This window comes from Parafilimonas sp. (genome assembly GCF_051953455.1).
Classification (GTDB): domain Bacteria; phylum Bacteroidota; class Bacteroidia; order Chitinophagales; family Chitinophagaceae; genus Parafilimonas.
This window is the reverse complement of the sequence record NZ_JBQCIT010000014.1, coordinates 58,471-78,261: the sequence shown is the minus strand read 5'-3', so window position 1 is coordinate 78,261 and position 19,791 is coordinate 58,471. Positions and strand designations below refer to the sequence as shown.

At 38.6% G+C, this 19,791-nt stretch carries 18 protein-coding genes and 1 tRNA gene; 11 read left to right on the top strand and 8 right to left on the bottom strand.

Features of this window, described 5'->3' with window-relative positions; translation table 11 throughout:
• Positions 1-66: 66 nt before the first annotated feature.
• The 6 genes from ACTHN6_RS05095 to ACTHN6_RS05070 form a co-directional block, all read right to left on the bottom strand.
• Positions 67-480, bottom strand: coding sequence for a GreA/GreB family elongation factor (locus tag ACTHN6_RS05095; RefSeq protein WP_440434641.1), 414 nt, complete (start codon positions 478-480; stop codon positions 67-69).
• Between the two features lie 6 nt (positions 481-486).
• Positions 487-2,055: an FMN-binding glutamate synthase family protein gene (locus ACTHN6_RS05090; RefSeq protein ID WP_440434640.1), complete on the bottom strand. Its 1,569-nt coding sequence runs from the start codon at positions 2,053-2,055 to the stop codon at positions 487-489.
• Between the two features lie 423 nt (positions 2,056-2,478).
• Positions 2,479-5,256, bottom strand: a complete 2,778-nt coding sequence (gene acnA, locus ACTHN6_RS05085) for an aconitate hydratase AcnA (protein WP_440434639.1) — start codon at positions 5,254-5,256, stop codon at positions 2,479-2,481.
• A gap of 56 nt (positions 5,257-5,312) precedes the next feature.
• Entirely contained in the window at positions 5,313-5,786 is a 474-nt protein-coding gene (locus ACTHN6_RS05080) for a universal stress protein (RefSeq protein WP_440434638.1), read from the bottom strand.
• Between the two features lie 87 nt (positions 5,787-5,873).
• Positions 5,874-6,785 (bottom strand): SPFH domain-containing protein, encoded by a 912-nt coding sequence (locus ACTHN6_RS05075; protein ID WP_440434637.1) that lies wholly within the window; start codon positions 6,783-6,785, stop codon positions 5,874-5,876.
• Positions 6,786-6,862: 77 nt separating this feature from the next.
• Entirely contained in the window at positions 6,863-7,486 is a 624-nt protein-coding gene (locus ACTHN6_RS05070; protein ID WP_440434636.1) for a hypothetical protein, read from the bottom strand.
• Between the two features lie 186 nt (positions 7,487-7,672).
• Between ACTHN6_RS05070 and ACTHN6_RS05065 the strand changes: the two genes are divergently transcribed.
• The 3 genes from ACTHN6_RS05065 to ACTHN6_RS05055 all read left to right on the top strand — a co-directional run bounded on the left by ACTHN6_RS05065 (position 7,673) and on the right by ACTHN6_RS05055 (position 10,189).
• Positions 7,673-8,359, top strand: coding sequence for a response regulator transcription factor (locus ACTHN6_RS05065; RefSeq protein ID WP_440434635.1), 687 nt, complete (start codon positions 7,673-7,675; stop codon positions 8,357-8,359).
• Positions 8,359-9,750 carry a HAMP domain-containing sensor histidine kinase gene (locus ACTHN6_RS05060; protein WP_440434634.1) on the top strand — a complete coding sequence of 464 codons (1,392 nt, stop codon included), beginning with the start codon at positions 8,359-8,361 and terminating at the stop codon, positions 9,748-9,750. Before ACTHN6_RS05065 ends, ACTHN6_RS05060 begins: the two co-directional genes overlap by 1 nt.
• A gap of 124 nt (positions 9,751-9,874) precedes the next feature.
• The gene (locus ACTHN6_RS05055) at positions 9,875-10,189 is read left to right on the top strand and encodes an HPF/RaiA family ribosome-associated protein (RefSeq protein WP_440434633.1); all 315 of its coding nucleotides are present in this window, start codon (positions 9,875-9,877) and stop codon (positions 10,187-10,189) included.
• Positions 10,190-10,859: 670 nt separating this feature from the next.
• Here the strand turns inward: ACTHN6_RS05055 and ACTHN6_RS05050 are convergent.
• Positions 10,860-10,931: transfer RNA gene (locus ACTHN6_RS05050), tRNA-Arg, on the bottom strand.
• Positions 10,932-11,015: 84 nt separating this feature from the next.
• Here ACTHN6_RS05050 and ACTHN6_RS05045 point away from each other — a divergent pair.
• From ACTHN6_RS05045 to ACTHN6_RS05020, 6 genes are all read left to right on the top strand, one after another.
• The gene (locus ACTHN6_RS05045; protein WP_440434632.1) at positions 11,016-11,378 is read left to right on the top strand and encodes a CoA-binding protein; all 363 of its coding nucleotides are present in this window, start codon (positions 11,016-11,018) and stop codon (positions 11,376-11,378) included.
• Positions 11,379-11,711: 333 nt separating this feature from the next.
• The gene (locus tag ACTHN6_RS05040; RefSeq protein WP_440434631.1) at positions 11,712-13,130 is read left to right on the top strand and encodes an MATE family efflux transporter; all 1,419 of its coding nucleotides are present in this window, start codon (positions 11,712-11,714) and stop codon (positions 13,128-13,130) included.
• 197 nt (positions 13,131-13,327) lie between these two features.
• Positions 13,328-14,482 (top strand): AAA family ATPase, encoded by a 1,155-nt coding sequence (locus ACTHN6_RS05035; protein WP_440434630.1) that lies wholly within the window; start codon positions 13,328-13,330, stop codon positions 14,480-14,482.
• A 356-nt stretch (positions 14,483-14,838) separates the two neighbouring features.
• Positions 14,839-15,219 carry a GNAT family N-acetyltransferase gene (locus ACTHN6_RS05030; protein WP_440434629.1) on the top strand — a complete coding sequence of 127 codons (381 nt, stop codon included), beginning with the start codon at positions 14,839-14,841 and terminating at the stop codon, positions 15,217-15,219.
• An 89-nt stretch (positions 15,220-15,308) separates the two neighbouring features.
• Complete coding sequence (locus ACTHN6_RS05025; RefSeq protein WP_440434628.1) at positions 15,309-15,908, top strand: GNAT family N-acetyltransferase; 600 nt, start codon at positions 15,309-15,311, stop codon at positions 15,906-15,908.
• A 133-nt stretch (positions 15,909-16,041) separates the two neighbouring features.
• Positions 16,042-16,584, top strand: a complete 543-nt coding sequence (locus tag ACTHN6_RS05020) for a hypothetical protein (RefSeq protein ID WP_440434627.1) — start codon at positions 16,042-16,044, stop codon at positions 16,582-16,584.
• A gap of 19 nt (positions 16,585-16,603) precedes the next feature.
• Here the strand turns inward: ACTHN6_RS05020 and ACTHN6_RS05015 are convergent, their stop codons facing one another.
• A complete protein-coding gene (locus ACTHN6_RS05015; RefSeq protein WP_440434626.1) occupies positions 16,604-17,419 on the bottom strand; it encodes an alpha/beta fold hydrolase in 816 nt (271 codons plus the stop codon).
• A gap of 161 nt (positions 17,420-17,580) precedes the next feature.
• On the opposite strand from ACTHN6_RS05015, the gene ACTHN6_RS05010 reads away from it, so the two are divergent.
• Entirely contained in the window at positions 17,581-19,272 is a 1,692-nt protein-coding gene (locus ACTHN6_RS05010; RefSeq protein ID WP_440434625.1) for a S8 family serine peptidase, read from the top strand.
• A gap of 2 nt (positions 19,273-19,274) precedes the next feature.
• Positions 19,275-19,787 carry a DinB family protein gene (locus ACTHN6_RS05005; protein WP_440434624.1) on the top strand — a complete coding sequence of 171 codons (513 nt, stop codon included), beginning with the start codon at positions 19,275-19,277 and terminating at the stop codon, positions 19,785-19,787.
• Positions 19,788-19,791: the final 4 nt, after the last annotated feature.

Here is a 19,791-nt window from a genome sequence, read left to right as displayed (position 1 = left end):
GCGCGGTCCGCTGCTGGGCGATATTTGAATTCTACCCGCTGCAGATAGACATCCGATAACAGTTTATTATGCTGGGTTTCCGCTATAATCATTCATAACATTTAAAATAGTAAATGTTTTATGGCCCGATGGCACTTTCCATTTTACTTTTTGTCCCTCGCGGAAACCAATTAAAGCTGTTCCTATTGGCGCCATGATGGAAATTTTTTTCTCTTTGATATTTGCTTTATCAGGCGTAACAATCATCAATTCCATTTCCTCATTTTTATCGTCTGTTTTTATCCGGACTTTAGAATTTAACCCAACCACATCGGGTGGAAAGTCAGCATTGTCCACAAGGGTTGCTTTCTTTAACTCAGCGGTAAGCTCATCTGCATTCTGCCTGTCAATACTTGAATTTCTGCGGGCATGGTTCAGATAAGAAATCAATAATGCATAATCATCTTGTCTTAAAACAAGCGTGTCTTTTATCTTCTTCATTTGTTTTTAATTTAATTGTGGCTCAAAATTTTGTTGTTGTTTAAACTCGTTTATTTTGTTGAAATATATTTCTTCGAAGCTCCTGGTTGTTTGAGCGTCTGTTCTCCTAAAAAACTTTGCAGCATGAACGCTTTCAATGCGTGCAAATCCGCAGGCGCCCATCAGTTCTTTAGTTGCTTTAATGGTATTTAAGTGATAATTGAAAACCCGCACGCCTTTGTCAGCAGGATCGAGGCCTTTATATAAAGCCGGGTTTTGTGTGGCTACGCCAACAGGACATTTACCCGAATCGCATATTAATGCCTGTATGCAGCCCAACGCAAACATCATTCCTCTTGCGCTGTAACAGGCAGAAGCGCCAAGCCCTATTGCCTTAAGTATATCGAATGCCGTAATTATTTTACCCGCGGCAATTATTTTAATGTTGCCTGACAAGCCGTATTCATCCAATGCCCGCTTTACAAAAGCGAGGGCTTCGTATAACGGCATACCCAGGTGATCGGTAAATTCTAACGGGGCAGCGCCGGTGCCGCCTTCACCGCCATCAACTGAAATAAAATCAGGAATACAACCGGAGTTTTTTATGGCCTGGCAGATATCAATAAATTCCTGCTTATCGCCAATACATATTTTGAAGCCAACCGGTTTGCCATCTGATAATTCCCTGAGTAATTGAAGAAACTGCACCATTCCTTCCGGCGTATTAAATGCCGAATGCGCTGCGGGCGAATGCACCACGGTATGAGGCTGCACCTGTCTTATGGCAGCTATTTCTTCTGTATTTTTTGATGCAGGCAGAATGCCGCCATGGCCGGGCTTGGCACCCTGCGATAATTTTAGCTCAATCATTTTTACCTGTGGGCGCAATGCATTTTTGCGGAATGCACGTGGATGGAATTCTCCCTTTTCATTGCGGCACCCAAAATAACCTGTACCGATTTGCCAAATGAGATCGCCACCACCAAGATGATATTCGCTTATGCCACCTTCTCCTGTATTATGGGCAAAGCCACCCAGTTTTGCGCCCTTATTCAGGGCCATAATGGCTGTTTTGCTGAGGGCGCCATAACTCATTGCACCAATATTATAAATGCTTGCCCTGTAAGGTTGCAGACAGTATTGGTTGCCAATCAATACCGTCAAATCTTTTTCATGCAAAGTTTTTGGATACGCCGAATGTGCAGCCCACTCAAAACCGGGCGCATTAGGGTCTGCCTGCATACCAAAAGCTACCGTTTCTTTTTCATTTTTTGCTCTCTGGTAAACGATGGACCGCTGCCGGCGGCTAAAAGGTTTTCCGTCCAGCTCCGATTCAAAAAAGTATTGTCTTATCTCCGGCCGTATTGATTCAAGAAGATAACGCAAATACCCTATCACGGGAAAGTTGCGTAAAATCGCATGTTTTTTTTGACGGATATTTAAAATAGCCAGTACTAACAATGGCAGGCTTATGGCAAGCGCCCAATACCATTTTTCATTTCCAATAAAAGCGGCCTGTAAGATGATAACATTGACAAATACAAGTAAGGCTATAATAATATTGCTTGCCGAAACAATTTTTCGTTTGCCGGACATAATAATAAGTTTTTATGATTAAAAAAATACAAAACCCACCCCCGGGTCTGTATTTAAACCAGAGCGGGGGATTACTTATTAAAGTCCTTAAAATTTGGGTAATAAGGCAATCGTTGATTACCTATGTAAGAAATACAGGTATAGCATGACAGCACCCTGGGCAAGAATTGCCGGCAGAAGATATATTGAAAATATTTTTTAATGCTTGTCATGGCTTGGACGCTTCGTTATAGTTTTATAGATGAAAAATCCGGCACCTGTAATAAAAAGCTACCGGCCTTACATACCTGTTACATTTATTCAAAATTAGGTACCGGGTATTAACCCGGCATTAAGGGAACATTAGAATAAGATTAGAAATTATTCTTCTAATCTTATTAAATATGTAATCATTGGGAAGAAGGATATAATTTGTTTAAGTGATTAGCTTGTTTTTTTTAAAAATTGTCTTAATACATATTGTAATATTCCACCGTTTCTGTAATACTCTATTTCTATTTTTGAATCTACCCGGGCAATTGCTTCAAATTTAATTTCGCTGCCATCTTCTTTTTTAGCAATTACCTGCACTTTTTTTAGCGGCTTTATGTCTTCAGCAATGCCCGATATAGTAAATACTTCATTGCCGTTAAGGCCTAAACTTTCTGCCGTATCGGCTGGTTTATATTGAAGTGGTAAAACGCCCATTCCTACCAGGTTGCTCCTGTGTATACGTTCATAACTTTCTGCAAGTACGGCTTTAATACCCAGCAGGAATGCGCCTTTCGCCGCCCAGTCCCTTGATGAACCGCTGCCATATTCTTTACCAGCCAGCACCACTAACGGCGTTTGTGTTTGTTTATATTTTATGGAGGCATCATATACAGAAAGTTCCTCGCCGGTGGGAAAATATTTTGTAAAGCTGCCTTCTTTCTGCGCCAGTTTATTTTTTATGCGCACATTGGCAAAAGTGCCGCGTACCATTACCTCATCATTTCCTCTTCTTGAACCATACGAATTAAAATTCTCTCTTTTTACACCGCGGCTTATTAAATATTTACCTGCGGAAGAAGATTCATTAAACTGCCCGGCTGGCGAAATATGATCTGTTGTAATGCTATCGCCCAGCACCAATAAAGCCCTTGCATCATGGATATTATTTAAAGGTGGTGCATCATCAGAAATATTATAAAAAAAAGGAACTTCCTTGATGTAAGTGGAATTTTCATCCCACTGGTATAACCTTTCATCCGGCACATCAAGGTTTCTCCATATATCATTGCCTTCAAAAATTTCTGCATAATTTTTTGCAAAGTCATTTGGAGAAAGCACACTGCGCATTAACTCATTTATCTCATCATCAGCAGGCCATATATCTTTTAAATAAACAGGCTGCTGGTTCGGGTCAAAACTTATGGGTTCATTTATTAAATCCACATCCACCCGGCCCGCAATAGCATATGCTACCACCAGCATTGGCGACATTAAAAAATTCATTTTTACCTGGGGATGAATCCTTGCTTCAAAATTGCGGTTGCCGGAAAGAACGGAGGCTACTACAACATCATGTTCTTCCACGGCTTTGGCAACAAAAGTGGGCAAAGGACCGGAGTTGCCAATGCAGGAGGTGCAGCCATAACCCACTGTATGAAACTGCATGGCTTCCAGGTCGTCTAACAAATCAGCTTTTTCAAGATAATCTGTTACCACTTTGGAGCCGGGCGCCAACGAAGTTTTTACCCAGGGTTTTGTTTTCAATCCATGTTCCCTTGCTTTTCTCGCCACCAAGCCAGCACCTACCATTACAAAAGGGTTGGAAGTATTGGTGCATGATGTAATGGCAGCAATAGCTACGGCGCCATCCGAAAGCATAAAACTTTCTTCGCCAATGGTTACCCATACATTCTTCATTCCGTTTACAACAGTTTCTTCAATTTCCGGTTCGGGCGTTAATTCGGTTTTTGGTTGCGTTACAGGCTGGCTGCCACCTTCAGCCATCCACCGGCTTAATTGTTTATCTTCTGTGTATTTGCGGCCATAGGTTTCATCTAAAAGGCTTATAAATTTTGATTTGAAATTTTTTAATAAAATTTTGTCCTGCGGGCGTTTTGGCCCGGCAACCGAAGGTTCTATTGTTGAAATATCCAGGTTTATAATATCCGTGTAATGAATGTCTTCAGTACCGGTGCGCCAAAGCATATTCGCTTTGCAGTAATCTTCTACCAGTTTCACCTGTTCTTCCGAACGGTTACTCCTGCGCATATATTCCAGGGTTTTATCATCTACCGGGAAATAGGTGATGGTGCAGCCAAATTCAGGTGACATATTGCCAATTGTGGCCCTGTCGGGAACAGAAAGATTGTCGAGCCCCGGGCCGAACACTTCTACAAATTTTCCAACCACGCCATATTTCCTTAAAAGTTCAGCAATAGAAAGTACCAGGTCTGTTGCGGTGGAACCCAGTGGCAACCTGCCGGTTAATTTTAGCCCAATCACCTGCGGCGTTATAAAATAAATAGGCTGCCCTAAAATGGCGGCTTCCGCTTCAATACCACCCACGCCCCACGCCACTACGCCAATACCGTTTACCATGGGTGTGTGGCTATCGGTGCCCACTAATGTATCAGGAAAAATTTCACCGTTGCGCTCTATTATACCTTTTGAAAGGTATTCGAGATTTACCTGGTGGCAAATGCCCATACCCGGCGGCACCACGCTGAAATTGGTAAATGATTTTTGCGCCCATTTAAGAAACTGGTAGCGTTCCTGGTTACGCTTATACTCTTCATCCATATTACGGTTATAAGCGTATTCAGTTCCAAAATAATCAACCTGCACCGAGTGGTCAATCACAAGATCAACAGGAATTAAGGGGTTTATTTCATCAGGATTTTTGCCCTTTCGCGCTATTTCGGCACGCAGCGAAGCAATATCCACCACGGCGGGAACGCCGGTGAAATCCTGCATTAAAACGCGGGCAGGTTTAAAGGGAATATCTTTATCCGAACCTTCCGGCTGCCATTGAAGAATGGTTTCGATGTTTTCTTTTGTTACCGCGAAATCATCAAAATTGCGCAGTGCATTTTCTAAAAGAATACGAATGGAAAAAGGTAGCCTGCTGATATTATGCCCCTGTTTTTCTAATTCTGCAAGACTATAGTAAGTAAACGTTCCGTTTTTAGTGGTGAGTAATTTTTTTGTTTGATAAAGATCTTTTGACATGGTGTTTAGTTTATATTACCGCTGCCTGCTAATTAAATAAAGCCTGTGCCTGAATATTATCCTGCCGCTGCAGGCTTTACCGGAATAATGAACAACGGTATGTTTGTATGATGTAAAACATTTTCAGCTACGCTACCCAGCAGTACTTTATCCAGCCCTTTGCGGCTGTGCGTTCCCATCACTATCATATCTGCTTTTATTTCATTTGCTGTTTCAAGTATGCTTTCTGCATAGTCTCCTTCCTTTACAACTGTTTCAATAGTTTTATCTCCCAGGTTCCACTTTACATTATCCAGGTAATCTTCCGCAGCCGTTTTCAATTTCTCGCCTGTGTCTGTTTGAACAGCTTCTGCATTATTAAAATTGTTGTATCCCAATATAGGTGAGTAGTTAGGGGAAGCGTAATAGGTTGCATTAGAAGTTACATGCAGCAAAACGGTATGCGCATGCAATGCCTCCGCTAATTTATAACCGGCTTGAGCAATATGATGAGCGCCGGTATTGTTGTCAAGAGCAATTAATAACTTCATTTTATACAAATTTAATATTTAAGAAATTCAATCATCAGCGGCAGGGCAATTTTCATTCATGTTATTTTAAACATCATACCTGCTAATTTATACAGGTGTGGAGAGCAGCGTATTTTTGCTTTCCCCATTTTCATTCTTTGTTGTATGAATGGGTAATACGCCCGCCATATCGCCGATAATATTCACCAGCTCAGCACCCGTTGGTACCACAATCTTTGCATTCGATTTAAGGGAAGCCTCAACGGTTTCCAGCTTTTTTAATAACTGTGCATTGCCTGTAAAGTATTTGTCAGCAGCTTCATTTACCAGCATAATGGCTTCAGCTTCACCTTCGGCATGCAATATTTTAGCGCGTTTATAGCCTTCTGCTTCTTTAATCTTTGCACGTTTTACGCCATCTGCTGCCGTTTCCGTTGCAGTGGCATAATCAATCGCCGCTATTTTTTCGTTTTCTGCTTTCACCACTTTGTTCATTGTATCCTGCACATCCCGTGGCGGGTCTATTTCTTTTAATTCTGTGCGTACAATTACAATGCCCCAGTTTGATGTTTCGTTTCTAAGCGTGTTGTGCAACTCCGCATTTATCTTTCCTCTCTCACTGTTTGCGGATCTTAATGTGAGTGTTCCGATAATATTTCTGAGCGTGGTGCGGGCAAGGTTTACAATTTGCCGCCTGTAATCATTTACATTGTACTGCGAATTTTTTACGCTTTCCTCTGTTTCTATAACCTTAAAATATACCTGTGCATCCACACTTGCATTCAGGTTATCGTTGGTAATAATTTCCTGTGGCTGTGCATCCACCATTTGTTCCGTTACGTTTACCGCATACATTTTATCTATAAAAGGAATGATCCAATGAAAGCCAGGCGTAGCAAACTTGTGATATTTACCCAGTCTTTCAATTAAGCCCCTGTGTGTGGGGCGCACTATTTTTATACCCAGGAAAAAGAAAAATACTATTCCTGCTATTATAATAGATAAAGCTTGTGTTGTCATTTAATCGTGTTTAAATTATTAATAGTAATGAGATTAAAACGGTTTAAATTTTATTTCATTTATGTTTAGATCCTTTGTTAGCTCTTGTTACATAAACCGAAAAGAATATCAGCTTCCAAATGGAAATGTATAACGAGGTCGCTTTCAAGTTCTTTCATCTTGTCAAATAAAGATGTGTAATAGCTGCATGCATCCTGCGGTACTTTGTAATCGTTTGTTATTTCCCTGAAGGTTTTCAGGTAATGAAAAGATTTTTGAAGTTCAGCCTGCTGCAATTGCAGCTTTTCTTTTAAAGGTTGTATAATAGCATTATTGTTTTTGCCTTGATATTTTAGTTCACTCATTATTTGCCTTACATAGGGAAACAAGGACTGCTCTTCTTTCAACATTTGATTTAACAAATGGTGAAAGAAAAGAAAGGCGGTTTCGTTAAACTTTTTTAATTCTACATGTTTTTCACTGTGACGATATGCAACTTTTTGCGTGAGGTTATAAATGGCAATTGTACTTTTTTTCGCAAAAGCATGATGCGTTTTAATAATGTAATCAATAAGAACGTCCGCATTAAGCTTATTGTTATTTCTACGGTTAGTTGCATCGTTTATTTCATGGCGGCTAATATCAGCATCGTTTAAATTTTTTGCGGTAAAATAATTTTCGCTAACAGTGTTTTTTAGATTGATTAGCTGTATTGTATTCATATCGAACTTTTTAATTGTTTTGCAATGCAGGGGGTGAATACTTCACCAGAATAATAACTTTCAAAACTACGTACGGGCCATTAACCTGGCATTAACGGCGCATTAGAATATGATTAGAACCGGATTGATTTTCTCCGCCTAAAATGAGAAGAAGTAAATTGCTTAAAATAATGGCTGTTTTTATATATGGAAAGAAAAATATTGATTGTTGAAGATGAAAAAAAAATTGCCGATACTTTAAAGTTCGGGCTTGATGAAATTGGCTTTAGCGTTGAAGTTGCTTACGATGGAAAACTGGGTTATCATTTATTCTGCGCAAAAGAGTTTAATCTTATTATTCTCGACATAAACCTTCCCGGCATGAACGGTTATGATTTGTGTAAAGCCATTCGCGCCAAAAATCAACAAATACCCATACTCATGCTTACTTCTATGAGTGCGCTGAACGACAAGATTGAAGGATATGAATCAGGTGCTGATGATTATATGGTAAAGCCCTTTGAATTTAAAGAGCTCCTGTTAAAAATAAGGGTATTGCTAAAACGAACAGTGAACCAAAGTTTACCGGTTGGGGATATTTTAAAAGCGGCAGACCTTGAAATGAATCTCGACAGTAAAGAAGTAAAAAGAGACGGCAAAGTAATTAACCTTACCGCAAAGGAATTTCAGTTGCTTGAATACCTGCTTCGAAATAAAAACCGGGTTGTTTCAAGAGTGGATATAGCGATTAATGTGTGGGATGTGGATTTTGAAACCAATACAAATGTTATTGATGTTTATATAAGTTACCTGCGTAATAAAGTGGATAAACAATTTGAACATAAATTAATTCAAACCCATGTGGGCATGGGCTATATTTTAAAGGACCACTGATGCATGTAAGAATAAAAATAACCTTGCTGTTTACATTCATACTGTGTGTATTACTTGGGCTGTTTTGCGGCAGCATTTATTATTTTTTTTACGACATCAGGCTGGAAAATATGAAGGCGCATTTAACAAACCAGGCTATAACCACGGCCAACATGCTGAATGATACCGCGGCCTTTAACCCTGCGCTGATGAAAAAGATAGATTCACTTACGGTGATACCAATGCGCGATAAAACGATACAGGTATATAATTCTTTTAATGAAAAAATATATACTGACAGTGATATGCCACAGGATAGTTTGCGGGTTACTGCCGCCATACTAGACAAGGCAAGAATTGATAAAGCATATTTTTTTACCGATGGCAACCGTGAAGTCGTTGCCTGGTACGATACCGGGGTTAATTATCATCCTGTTATTATAGCTGCTGCATTTGATGAAGAAGGCAAGCGTAACCTGCATCATCTCAAAATTATTTTACTGATAATTTTTGCATGCGGCAACCTGGCCGCGTTTACACTGGGTTATGTTTTTTCAAACATATTATTGAAGCCGATAAAGAAGATTGCAGATGATGTGAAAGACATTTCAGCACAGAATCTTGAGCACAGGATAAAACCCGGGAGTGCGAGAGATGAATGGAATTATCTTACAGAAACCTTAAATGAGTTATTAGACCGTTTGCAGCAAAGCTTTGAAATGCAACGCAGGTTTATTTCTTCTGTGTCTCATGAATTAACCACGCCGCTTACTTCAATTTCAAGCCAACTGGAAGTATCGCTGCAGCGAAACAGGGAGGCCAAAGAGTACCGCGGCATCATGCAATCCGTTTACCAGGATGTGCGCAACCTGGCTAAACTTACACAAACATTATTGGAATTTGCAACAGTATCAGGCATAAAGGGCGGTATTGAAATTAATTCAATTAGAATTGATGAAATACTGATGCAGTTGCCGGGCGAGATCACAAAAGTGGATAAAGAATATTCTGTGAAACTGGAGTTTGAACAATTACCGGAAAATGAAGACAGGTTATTGGTATTTGGCAATGCCGAGCTATTACTTTCCGCTATAAAAAATGTTGTTTCTAACTCCTGCAAATATTCGACGGACCATCATGCAGTAGTAAAATTACTCGTTCAGCCTAAAGAAATTTATATTATTATTGAAGATGATGGAAAAGGTATTGCTGAAAGTGATCTGAAAAATATTTTTCAGCCGTTTTACAGAAGTGAAGACAGCAAATCAACAAAAGGTTTTGGCGTAGGCCTGCCGCTGGTATACCGCATTATTAAATTGCATAAAGGACAAATAAAAGTTAACTCCATCGTAAACAAAGGCACCACTTTTTTAATTCAGCTTCCAATTGCCGAAAATGTGCGTCAAAAATAATTTAATGACTTTCTAATTTGTTCTTAACCCCTTTCTAATAACTTCAATTTAGCTTTGAATAAAGGCTGAAAGTCATGCAATTAATTATTGCTTTTGAAATATTTCTTCACTATAAAATAATCTTATGAACATCATTATCAAATCGGTAGATTTTAAAGCAGGCAAAGATCTTGAAGCATTCATAAAAGAGAAAGTAAAAAAGTTATTCGACCAATGCGATAACATTATTCGTGCGAACGTAATTCTTAGAAAAGGTGCAAGCAAAAAACATGAAAACAGGTTATGCGAGATAAGACTGGAAGTGCCCGGCTATGATCACTATGTGAAAAAAAGCAGTATAGGTTATCGCAGGGCCGTTTCGCAATCGGTGGATGTGCTGCAGGAAATTTTAAGAAGAAATAAAAGCAGGTTACTTGCCGAAAGAGTAGTAATTGTATAGTTAATCAAATCGCATTATAATATCTCGAAATAAAAATACATTCTGCTATTCCTGGCCGTTTTTTTAATTATTGTGCTTATAAACTGCGTGATAATTAGGCCGGAATATTTTAGTGGTTCGGGCTTCCATTGATTGCTCATGCTTACTATACCTCTTTTATTTGTTATGATGCATTATGCGAGGAGAAAATATATAACGCTGCCATCGTTATTGCGCAAGCTTGATTCTTTGCGATTAAAAACGATTAATAAAAAGCGGTAGCCTGACATACCACTTTCCGGTTCCTCTAATTTCATTTGAATATTTGCGAACTTGTTCGTAACTTAGCTTTTTAAGGGTTTAGGGTTGAAAATTTCCTGCCATTCCTGGCGGGAAATTTTTTTTGACGCAGTTCAAAAATTTAATTGAATAAGATTAAGCACCCGTAATATAACCCGGGGTTTATCCTACCCGTTTCATTTTTCGGTTACGCCCTTTTTTCAAAACTCACTGTTTCTTCAATCTGGTATCAATATTGATTATTCAAAAGCTAATAAAGCCTTGTTTAAAAGTGCGCTGTTGGCAATCTGCAGCAGTGGTATTTATAACATCTGGCCGAATATTCACAGGATCGGGGGTTCACCAAAAAAAAACGGAAAGCAAGTATTAAAACATGCCTTCCGGAAGTAAGTAGCCCCGACAGGAATCGAACCTGTATCTAAAGTTTAGGAAACTTCTATTCTATCCATTGAACTACAGGGCCATTAATTGCCGCAAATGTAAAGGTTTAACAACAAATCTTTCATCAAACATTTTTCGGATTTTTACAATATTTATAATTTTCAATATGAATAAAAAAACTGTAGTATTAGGGGCATCTCCCAATCCCGCACGATACAGCAATCTTGCAACCGGCAGGCTGGCAGCGCATGGGCATACCGTAATACCTATCGGCAAAAGAAAAGGGCAGATAAATGATATTGATATAATAAACGAAACCATTAATGTTGAAGATGTGGATACGGTAACGCTTTATTTGAACGCCCAGAATCAAAAACAGTATTACGATTATATTCTCTCACTGCGTCCTAAACGGATCATCTTTAATCCCGGCGCTGAAAACGAAGAATTGGCTGAACTTGCACTTGAAAATAATATACAGCCAATGCAGGCCTGCACATTGGTTTTGCTAAGCACCAATCAATATTAATTCTATAATTAATTATATAGGTTATTACAATAGCATTTCACTAATAAATAAAATCTAAAAAAATTCTTAAAAAAATTTGTGGGTAATAAAAATATCCCCAACTTCGCGTCTCTAAAAAAATTGAACAGTGAAAATGTTATGCTTATTTATACAAAAGGATGATACCTGGGGAATAAATTTCGTCCCGGTAAACAATCCGATTGCGGGCATAGCAGCTTATTTCAGCTAAACACAACTGTTACTAACTGATTATAAACAGCCCCGCTACCAACGGGGTTTTTTATTGCCCGCCTGAGAATTTTAGTATAACAAAATATTTAAAACCAAATTAAAATGTTGAGACGACTAACCTATAAGTCAAAAGGCTTTTTGGCACTTGCCGGCAATGCCATCAGGGGTGTTGAAATGGATTATACACAAGGCAGTTTACGCAAAGCCATCATCATGCTGGCTATACCAATGATATTGGAAATGAGCATGGAGAGTGTATTTGCATTGGTAGATTTGTTTTTTGTGGGGCATTTACCTGATGCCGAACACACTTTACAATCTGTAAGTTTAACCGAATCAGTTCTTTCAATTATATATTCTGCTGCTTTTGGTTTAAGCATGGCTGCAACAGCGGTAGTATCAAGGCGGATAGGCGAGAAGAATGCCGATGAAGCAGCGCATTCAGCCGTTCAGTCATTATGGCTAGCCTGTTCAATAGCCATCATACTAAGCATACTGGGTGTTGTATTTGCTGACGATATTTTGCGGGCTATGGGCGCTGATGAAAGAACGGTAGCCATAGGTACCACCTTCGCCCGCATTGATATGGGAAGCGCTGTAATTATCATGCTCCTTTTTCTTATCAATGGCATATTTCGCGGTGCAGGTGATGCATCAATGGCTATGAAGAGTTTGTGGCTTGCCAATATTTGCAATATCATTCTCTGCCCGGTGCTTATCCGCGGCCTTGGCCCCGTTCCGGCACTTGGCTTAACAGGTGCAGCCATAGCAACTACTACGGGAAGAGGCATTGGCGTGTGTTACCAGTTATATTATTTATTCAAAGGTGATGGCATTATTAAAATACAACGCAGGCATTTTAATGTTGACTGGTCAATTCTCAAATCGCTTATCAATATTGCGGCGCCAGCAGTGTTCCAGTTTATTATTGCTTCATGCAGTTGGGTGGTGCTGGCAAGACTGGTAGCGGATACCGGCCACAGTGTAACATCTGCAGGTTATCAAACAGCATTACGGGTGGTGGTATTTTTTATACTGCCCGCCTGGGGATTGAGCAATGCCGCCGCAACATTGGTTGGCCAAAACCTTGGCGCAAAACAGTTGCAGCGTGCAGAAGAGAGTGTTATAAAAACAGCAAAATATAATGGTGTATTTATGGGGCTTGTATCATTAATATTCCTGTTAGGCGCCTATCCTGTTATTAGCTTTTTTACCAACGATGAGGCGGTAAAGGAAATTGCTGTAAAGGCATTGCGCATCATGGCCTCAGGTTATATATTTTATGGTATAGGCATGGTAATGGCAAATGCTTTCAACGGCGCCGGGGATAGCTGGACGCCAACGTGGATAAACCTTGCAGGCTTTTGGTTTTTCCAGATACCATTAGCGTACCTGCTCACTTTATATTTCGATTTTGGGCCAACAGGTGTATTCGTATCCATACCTGTAGCTGAAACGTTGATCACTATTGTTGCATGGTATTTTTTTAAACGTGGCGGGTGGAAGAAGGTAAAGGTCTGAACCAGGATTTTGAGTGGATTTTTATAATTAACAGATATAGTTTTTATAATGCTCCTCTGCTAGATAAAAGATAATGATAATGCATTCAATAATTAAAAACAAATTACGGTCGTAGTTATGTAACATTTGTATAACCCGGCCATAAATAAAATTAATAATGGCCGGGTTTTTTATGCCCGGTCAAAAAACAAATAATTATGGGCTCAATAATAAGTATTGTAATAATAATATGCATTGTATCAATACTACACAATTATAAAAGCAAGTGGAAATACAGGCTGAAAATTTCGAAGATAAAGGCGGGCAATACTGCCCAGTTCTTTGATAATTATTTCATTGAACCAAGATATTTTTATACAGTGGTTTTTAATACGGTGCCTTGTGTAGCATACATAGGAAATGTTGATATCAACAAACTTTTTGATTTGGTAAAAACAAATAAGTATGGCAATGTGCTGGAATCTTTTCAGCGTATTTATCACAACTGGGATGATGATACTGTTCGTTTTTCCAAAACATTGTTTGTGCTGGAAAATAAGATTATTATACGAATGATGGATGACTGGAGTGATGTTTACTTTGATACAGCAAGTTATGACCTGGCGAGAATAGTCCTTGCAGATTTTAAAACCTGCAAAGCGCCGCAAAAAGAGAAGGATTATGAGATCAATATCATTTCTTTAAACAACAATGATCTTGATCTTAAAACATTATCCATCAAGCCAACAACATTGGACATTGATCTTTATTATAACGATGATTTTAAAGCAGTAGATGCGGTAATAAAGGAAAGATTAGGCAAAGAAAATGATAAGGGCATTGTATTGCTGCATGGCTTGCCAGGTACCGGTAAAACAACTTACTTAAGATACCTGATTGGTAATCTTAAGAAGAAGGTGATGTTTGTTGCTCCAAGTGTTGCAGGCAACCTGATGAATCCTGAATTCATGGATTTATTATTGGATAATCCAAATGCAGTGCTGGTAATTGAAGACGCTGAAAATATTATAATGGACAGAAAATACAGCAGCCAGAGCAGTGTAAGCAATCTGCTGAACATCAGCGATGGATTGCTGAGCGATTGTTTGAATGTGCAGATCATCTGTACGTTCAACAGTGAACTTGCATTTATTGACAGCGCTCTGCTGCGCAAAGGAAGATTGATAGCGAGATATGAGTTTGGAAAATTGTCGGTTGATAAAGCAAGAAAACTGAACGATCATTTGGGATTAAAAACTGAGATCAATAAACCGTTAACGCTAGCTGAGATAACAAATGCTGATGACGTAAATCCTGAACCGGTTAAAACAAAAGTGATTGGTTTCAGAAGGGAAGCGATAATGGAGAATTAAATGTTTAAAAGGGCTGGTGGGCCTTAAAACCTGCCGGCTCCTTTGCTATACATCATTCTTATTTCTGTAGAAAAAGAGATTGAATAATAAACTGTATTGCGCAACGGCAATACAAAAAGAATGAAGATTAAAGTTTTTATTTTCAACAATGGAAACACTTTGTAAAGTGTGGTTTAATAATATAAATTAGCGTGTTATGGCATTTTAAGACAACACATACAGGTAGAATTCAAATACGCATAACGTTAATGACGAATAGCAAACTTGACATAAAACTCAGACCGACAGAAGTAGCCGACTTGGATATTTTATTTGAATTTTAACTTGACAAGGAAGGTGGTTATTTAGCTGCATTTATGCCCAAAGACCCGGCAGACAAACCTGCTTACTTAAGCAAATACACAAAATTATTAGACGAACCTACAGTAAATAATCAAACAATCGTTCTCGACAATATTATTGTGGGAAGTATTGCCAAGTTTGTAATGGAAGGAGACGCAGAAATCACTTATTGGATAGATAGAAAATTTTGGGGGCACGGAATAGCGACAAAAGCTCTTAAAGATTTTTTAGACATAGAAGCTGCAAGACCAATATTTGGACGAGTTGCATTTGACAATGTCGGTTCGCAGAAAGTGTTAGAAAAATGTGGTTTTGTCAAAATCGGCTCTGACAGGGGTTTTGCAAATGCCCGTCAAAAAGAAATTGAAGAATTGATCTACAAACTTGACAACTAATGGCAGAATAAAAAACGCCCTATTTTGAATAAGTAACACATCCCGCCTGAGGTTATCATAATTACAGTATGGAATTATAATCATATACCATGATTTTTTTATTTGATAAAGAATTAATACTTGAAAATGCTTATGTTTTGCTAAGGCCTGTTACAAAAGCAGATGTTGACAATTTATTGCCTGTGGCTATCCTGGATAAAGACCTGCTTCAATTTTCACCGGCACCCATTTATACAAAAGAGTTGCTTGAAAATTATATTGATAAAGCAATTGAAAATCGGCAGAATAACAACCGCTACGCTTTTATAGTGTTTGATAAAACCCAAAATGCTTATGCCGGGAGCACCAGTTTTTTAAACATATCAAATGCAGACGACAGGCTTGAAATTGGTGGAACCTGGTATGGAAAAGCATTTCAGCGAACTGGCCTAAACAGGAACTGCAAATATTTATTGCTTACGTATGCTTTTGATGATCTTAACGCAGAAAGAGTTGAGTTTAAAACAGACGAAAGAAATATAACATCAAGAAAAGCAATTGAAAAAGTCGGGGGAAAATCTGAAGGCATTTTAAGACACCACACGTTAATGTATGATGGCTTCAGGCGCAACACAGTTTACTATAGCATTTTAAAACATGAGTGGAGCAGTCTGAAAAATGATTTCTTTGATAAATCCCTGAAATTGTAATTCTGCAATTATTTATCGATACCATCAAAACCTGCCTGGTATTACGATATTGATTTGGAGCATTTTTAACCCTTAAATTTGAGAAGACATACAACATTAAGGAGTATATACATTAACCTAAAAACCAAATATTATGAAACAGCTTTTTTTATTAGCAATGCTTGCTTCAACAACATTTATTTATGGACAAACAACAATTGATTCTTCAATTAAAATTGTGTATGCGAACAAAGACACTGCGACCCATACGCCAGCTTACTTTTTAAATGGCCGGTTTGTTAATATTTCATCTTTCAATACGAAAATCATAGACAACATTAATGTGATTAATGAAGCTATAAATATTGACGGTATAGAATACTCTGGACAAGTTTATATTACTACAAAAAAGGGATATGAGCCCCAATTAATTTCTTTAACTGATTTAAAAAATAAATACACTAATTTAAAAAATAAGCCTGCGGTTTTTACAATTGATGGAAACCTTATAAATGCAGATTATGACAAATACCTTGTTGATGAAAATGATATACTTCGAATAGATATTGATAAATTTAAGAATGCAAAGGAAAACATTGATTTAGGGCTTATCAAATTGCTTACAAAAAGCGATAGCAATATTAAAAAATCACAGGAAATCAGGATACGTGGTAAAGAAGTTGCTTCCAATCAATAAACTATTATAACCAAGCACTTCAATTTCTTAAAAACGCCATCACGGCTTTAGCAAATTCAGGCGTAGATGCCGCATGGTTATGATCACCGGGAGTAACTGCTGTTGTTGCATTAGGAAAGAATGAGGCCAGTTCATCTGCGTTGCCATTATCAACATCACTGTCTCCGTGAATAACCAACACAGGCGTTTTAATCTTTGCCAAGATTTCTTTTGGCGTGGAAGGCTGATATTTTTGAAGGAAAGCGAGCGCCTGCTGGTCTAATCCAGCCTTCTGCACATGCTGCACCATCGCATGCAGCGAAGCCACCGTGTCAAATGCTAATGCATGATAAAACTGTATGCGCCGCGGCCAGTGAGGATTGGTAAAATCCGAGCCCATGCCGCCCATGACTGCCTTATGCACATTTTTATCTAATGCGAGCAATCTTGCTGTTATAATTGAACCTCTCGAATAACCAACAACATCATATTTATTTATGTGGAGATGTTTTAATAACAGCATTAAATCTTTTGCTTCCGCATCGTTATTATATGCGGCATCGGTATGGGGTTTATCAGATTTGCCGTTACCCCGCAAATCCACCAATATTACTTTATTGCCTGCAGCAATAAGGCTGTCGTATAAAGCCGCATGCCGCCATGAATTACTGTTCACAATAAAACCGTGTACCAGTAAAACAGGGAGACCATTGCCCCGTATTTCATAATAAATTTTTGTATTGTCAAACGACTTAAAATAGCCTGAATCAACCGGTATTGTTTGTGCCTGCAGCTTTATGTTTAAAATAAATAAACCTGTGATTAGTAACATTAAAACATTAAGGTTCTTATACATTTTTTTGTAATTAAATATGATAAAATAATTGCGAAGTTCTTTTTGGTATTCCTTCACATATCACCCATTATCTTTACTAATAGTTTCCTAAATTGCCTTTCTTTAAAAATTTACTCTTTATCTGTTAAAGATATTTGTCGTCTTAAAAATCAAGTTTTATTATGCGTTTACCGAGTGTTATTGTGTTGCTGGTTTTTGTTTGCTGCAGTTTTTCAGTTAACGCCCAAAACAGTGTTAACCATATCAATACGAAAATATGGTATCAGCAGGATTCTGCCGCTGATTTTGTGGATGGTATAAGCCTTAATAAAGCTTATGATCTTTTAAAAGGAAAAAAATCAACGCCTGTAATAGTTGCAGTAATTGATACAGGCGTTGATACAACGCATGAAGATCTTAAGAAAATTCTTTGGGTAAATAAGAAGGAAATTCCGGGCAATGGTATTGATGACGATAACAACGGTTATGTAGATGATATTCACGGATGGAATTTTCTTGGCAACAAAAACGGCGATAACCTTACCAAAACTTCTGATGAGCGCTCCCGGGTGTATTATGCCTATCGTGATAAATACGAAGGTAAAAACATTGATACAGCCACATTAGGCACTGATGAAAAATGGATATATGCAGAATGGAAAAAAGCCGCAGCTGATATGACCATTTCCACCGATGAGCAAATGGAAGTAATGATGCTGGAAGCTTTGGATAAAAGCCTGCGCAAGCAGGACGCTATTTTACAGCAGGAACTTGGTAAAAAAGAATATTCTATCAGCGATCTTGAACATAGTGAAATAGCCAGCGTTTCGGGCAAGCAGGCTAAAACAAGCTATATGAATATCTTAAAGATTGTGCAAACAGACAGTGCTACTACCAATGTAAGCCTGCTGGCCGATCTTGAAGAATACCTGGATGGAAAAAAGAGTTCATTGCAAAATAAAACCACAGCGCCACCCGATTATCGTGCAGAATCAATAAAAGATAATTACTACGATATAAATGATAAATACTATGGCAACGGCGATGTTATGGCAAACGATCCTGATCATGGTACGCATGTAACCGGTATTATAGGTGCACAACGCGATAACAAAATTGGTGTGGATGGCATTGCAGATAATGTGCAGGTAATGATGGTGCGTGCTTTACCTCCCGGCGGTGATGAGTATGATAAAGATGTGGCGCTGGCCATAAAATATGCGGTTGATAATGGCGCAAAAGTGATTAACATGAGCTTTGGTAAAAGCTTTTCACCGCAAAAAAAATGGGTGGATGAAGCAGTGAAATATGCCGAAGACCACGACGTATTGCTGGTGCATGCAGCCGGTAATGAATCAAATAATATTGATTCGGTTGATAACTTTCCAAATCCGGATTTCCTTAACACTGCAAATGCACCCGATAATTTTATTACAGTTGGCGCTTATGGCGATCCTAAAATTAATAACGGTAAATTCATAGCCTATTTTAGTAATTATGGCAAAGGCACGGTTGATATTTTTGCGCCCGGTGTAAAAATTTATTCAACATTGCCGCATAGTTATGGTTACCACGATGGCACCAGCATGGCTTCACCGGTTGTTACAGGCGTTGCGGCATTGCTTCGTTCTTATTATCCGCAGTTAACGGCGGCGCAAATAAAATATGCATTAACCGGTTCGGCAACACATTTGGACACAGTTAATAAGCCTTTAAAGGATGACAATTCAACAGATGAGCCAATTGAAATGAGTGAACTTACCAGCGGCGGCTTGCTAAATGCGGCTGCGGCTGTAAAGCTGGCCTCCACCTTAAAGCCTGAAACAAAAAAAGTAAACAGCAAACCTTTGCAAAATAACCTTGAAAAAAAATAATTATGGCAAGACCACAGGCTAACGAATCAGCGCCTTATTATCAAAAATATATTATGCTGGCGGAAGGCGATTCTGTAATGGAACTGGTAAACAAATATGCCTTCGATATACAGGAATTCTATAACAATTTGCCAGAAAGCAAGGCGGATTTTGCTTATGCAGAAAATAAGTGGACAGTAAAGCAGGTATTACAGCACCTTGCCGATGCGGAACGCGTTTTTGCTTATCGTGCCTTGCGCATAAGCCGCGGCGACATAACGCCACTGGCTTCTTTTGAAGAAAATGCTTATGTTGAAAATGGCTTTGCAGAAGAAAGAAGCTTGTCTTCACTTAAGCAGGAGTTTAATTCGGTTCGCGCCGCCACCGATATATTTCTGTTAGCTTTAAATGAAGATCAGATTAAGCGCACAGGCACGGCTTCCAATAGTACTGTTTCGGTAAATGCCCTTGCTTATATTATTTACGGCCATCTTTTGCACCATCGCAATATTTTGCAGGAACGTTACGGCGTTTAGCCTT

Bases quoted from the DNA above. Each gene is read 5' to 3' on its own strand.
- ACTHN6_RS05080 (WP_440434638.1), bottom strand. From the start codon at position 5,786: ATGAAGTTATTAATTGCTCTTGACAACAATACCGGCGCTCATCATATT.
- ACTHN6_RS05010 (WP_440434625.1), top strand. From the start codon at position 17,581: ATGCGTTTACCGAGTGTTATTGTGTTGCTGGTTTTTGTTTGCTGCAGT.
- ACTHN6_RS05070 (WP_440434636.1), bottom strand. From the start codon at position 7,486: ATGAATACAATACAGCTAATCAATCTAAAAAACACTGTTAGCGAAAAT.
- ACTHN6_RS05030 (WP_440434629.1), top strand. From the start codon at position 14,839: ATGCCCAAAGACCCGGCAGACAAACCTGCTTACTTAAGCAAATACACA.
- ACTHN6_RS05090 (WP_440434640.1), bottom strand. From the start codon at position 2,055: ATGTCCGGCAAACGAAAAATTGTTTCGGCAAGCAATATTATTATAGCC.
- ACTHN6_RS05035 (WP_440434630.1), top strand. From the start codon at position 13,328: ATGGGCTCAATAATAAGTATTGTAATAATAATATGCATTGTATCAATA.
- acnA (WP_440434639.1), bottom strand. From the start codon at position 5,256: ATGTCAAAAGATCTTTATCAAACAAAAAAATTACTCACCACTAAAAAC.
- ACTHN6_RS05065 (WP_440434635.1), top strand. From the start codon at position 7,673: ATGGAAAGAAAAATATTGATTGTTGAAGATGAAAAAAAAATTGCCGAT.
- ACTHN6_RS05015 (WP_440434626.1), bottom strand. From the start codon at position 17,419: ATGTATAAGAACCTTAATGTTTTAATGTTACTAATCACAGGTTTATTT.
- ACTHN6_RS05040 (WP_440434631.1), top strand. From the start codon at position 11,712: ATGTTGAGACGACTAACCTATAAGTCAAAAGGCTTTTTGGCACTTGCC.
- ACTHN6_RS05075 (WP_440434637.1), bottom strand. From the start codon at position 6,785: ATGACAACACAAGCTTTATCTATTATAATAGCAGGAATAGTATTTTTC.
- ACTHN6_RS05055 (WP_440434633.1), top strand. From the start codon at position 9,875: ATGAACATCATTATCAAATCGGTAGATTTTAAAGCAGGCAAAGATCTT.
- ACTHN6_RS05005 (WP_440434624.1), top strand. From the start codon at position 19,275: ATGGCAAGACCACAGGCTAACGAATCAGCGCCTTATTATCAAAAATAT.
- ACTHN6_RS05095 (WP_440434641.1), bottom strand. From the start codon at position 480: ATGAAGAAGATAAAAGACACGCTTGTTTTAAGACAAGATGATTATGCA.
- ACTHN6_RS05025 (WP_440434628.1), top strand. From the start codon at position 15,309: ATGATTTTTTTATTTGATAAAGAATTAATACTTGAAAATGCTTATGTT.
- ACTHN6_RS05045 (WP_440434632.1), top strand. From the start codon at position 11,016: ATGAATAAAAAAACTGTAGTATTAGGGGCATCTCCCAATCCCGCACGA.
- ACTHN6_RS05020 (WP_440434627.1), top strand. From the start codon at position 16,042: ATGAAACAGCTTTTTTTATTAGCAATGCTTGCTTCAACAACATTTATT.
- ACTHN6_RS05060 (WP_440434634.1), top strand. From the start codon at position 8,359: ATGCATGTAAGAATAAAAATAACCTTGCTGTTTACATTCATACTGTGT.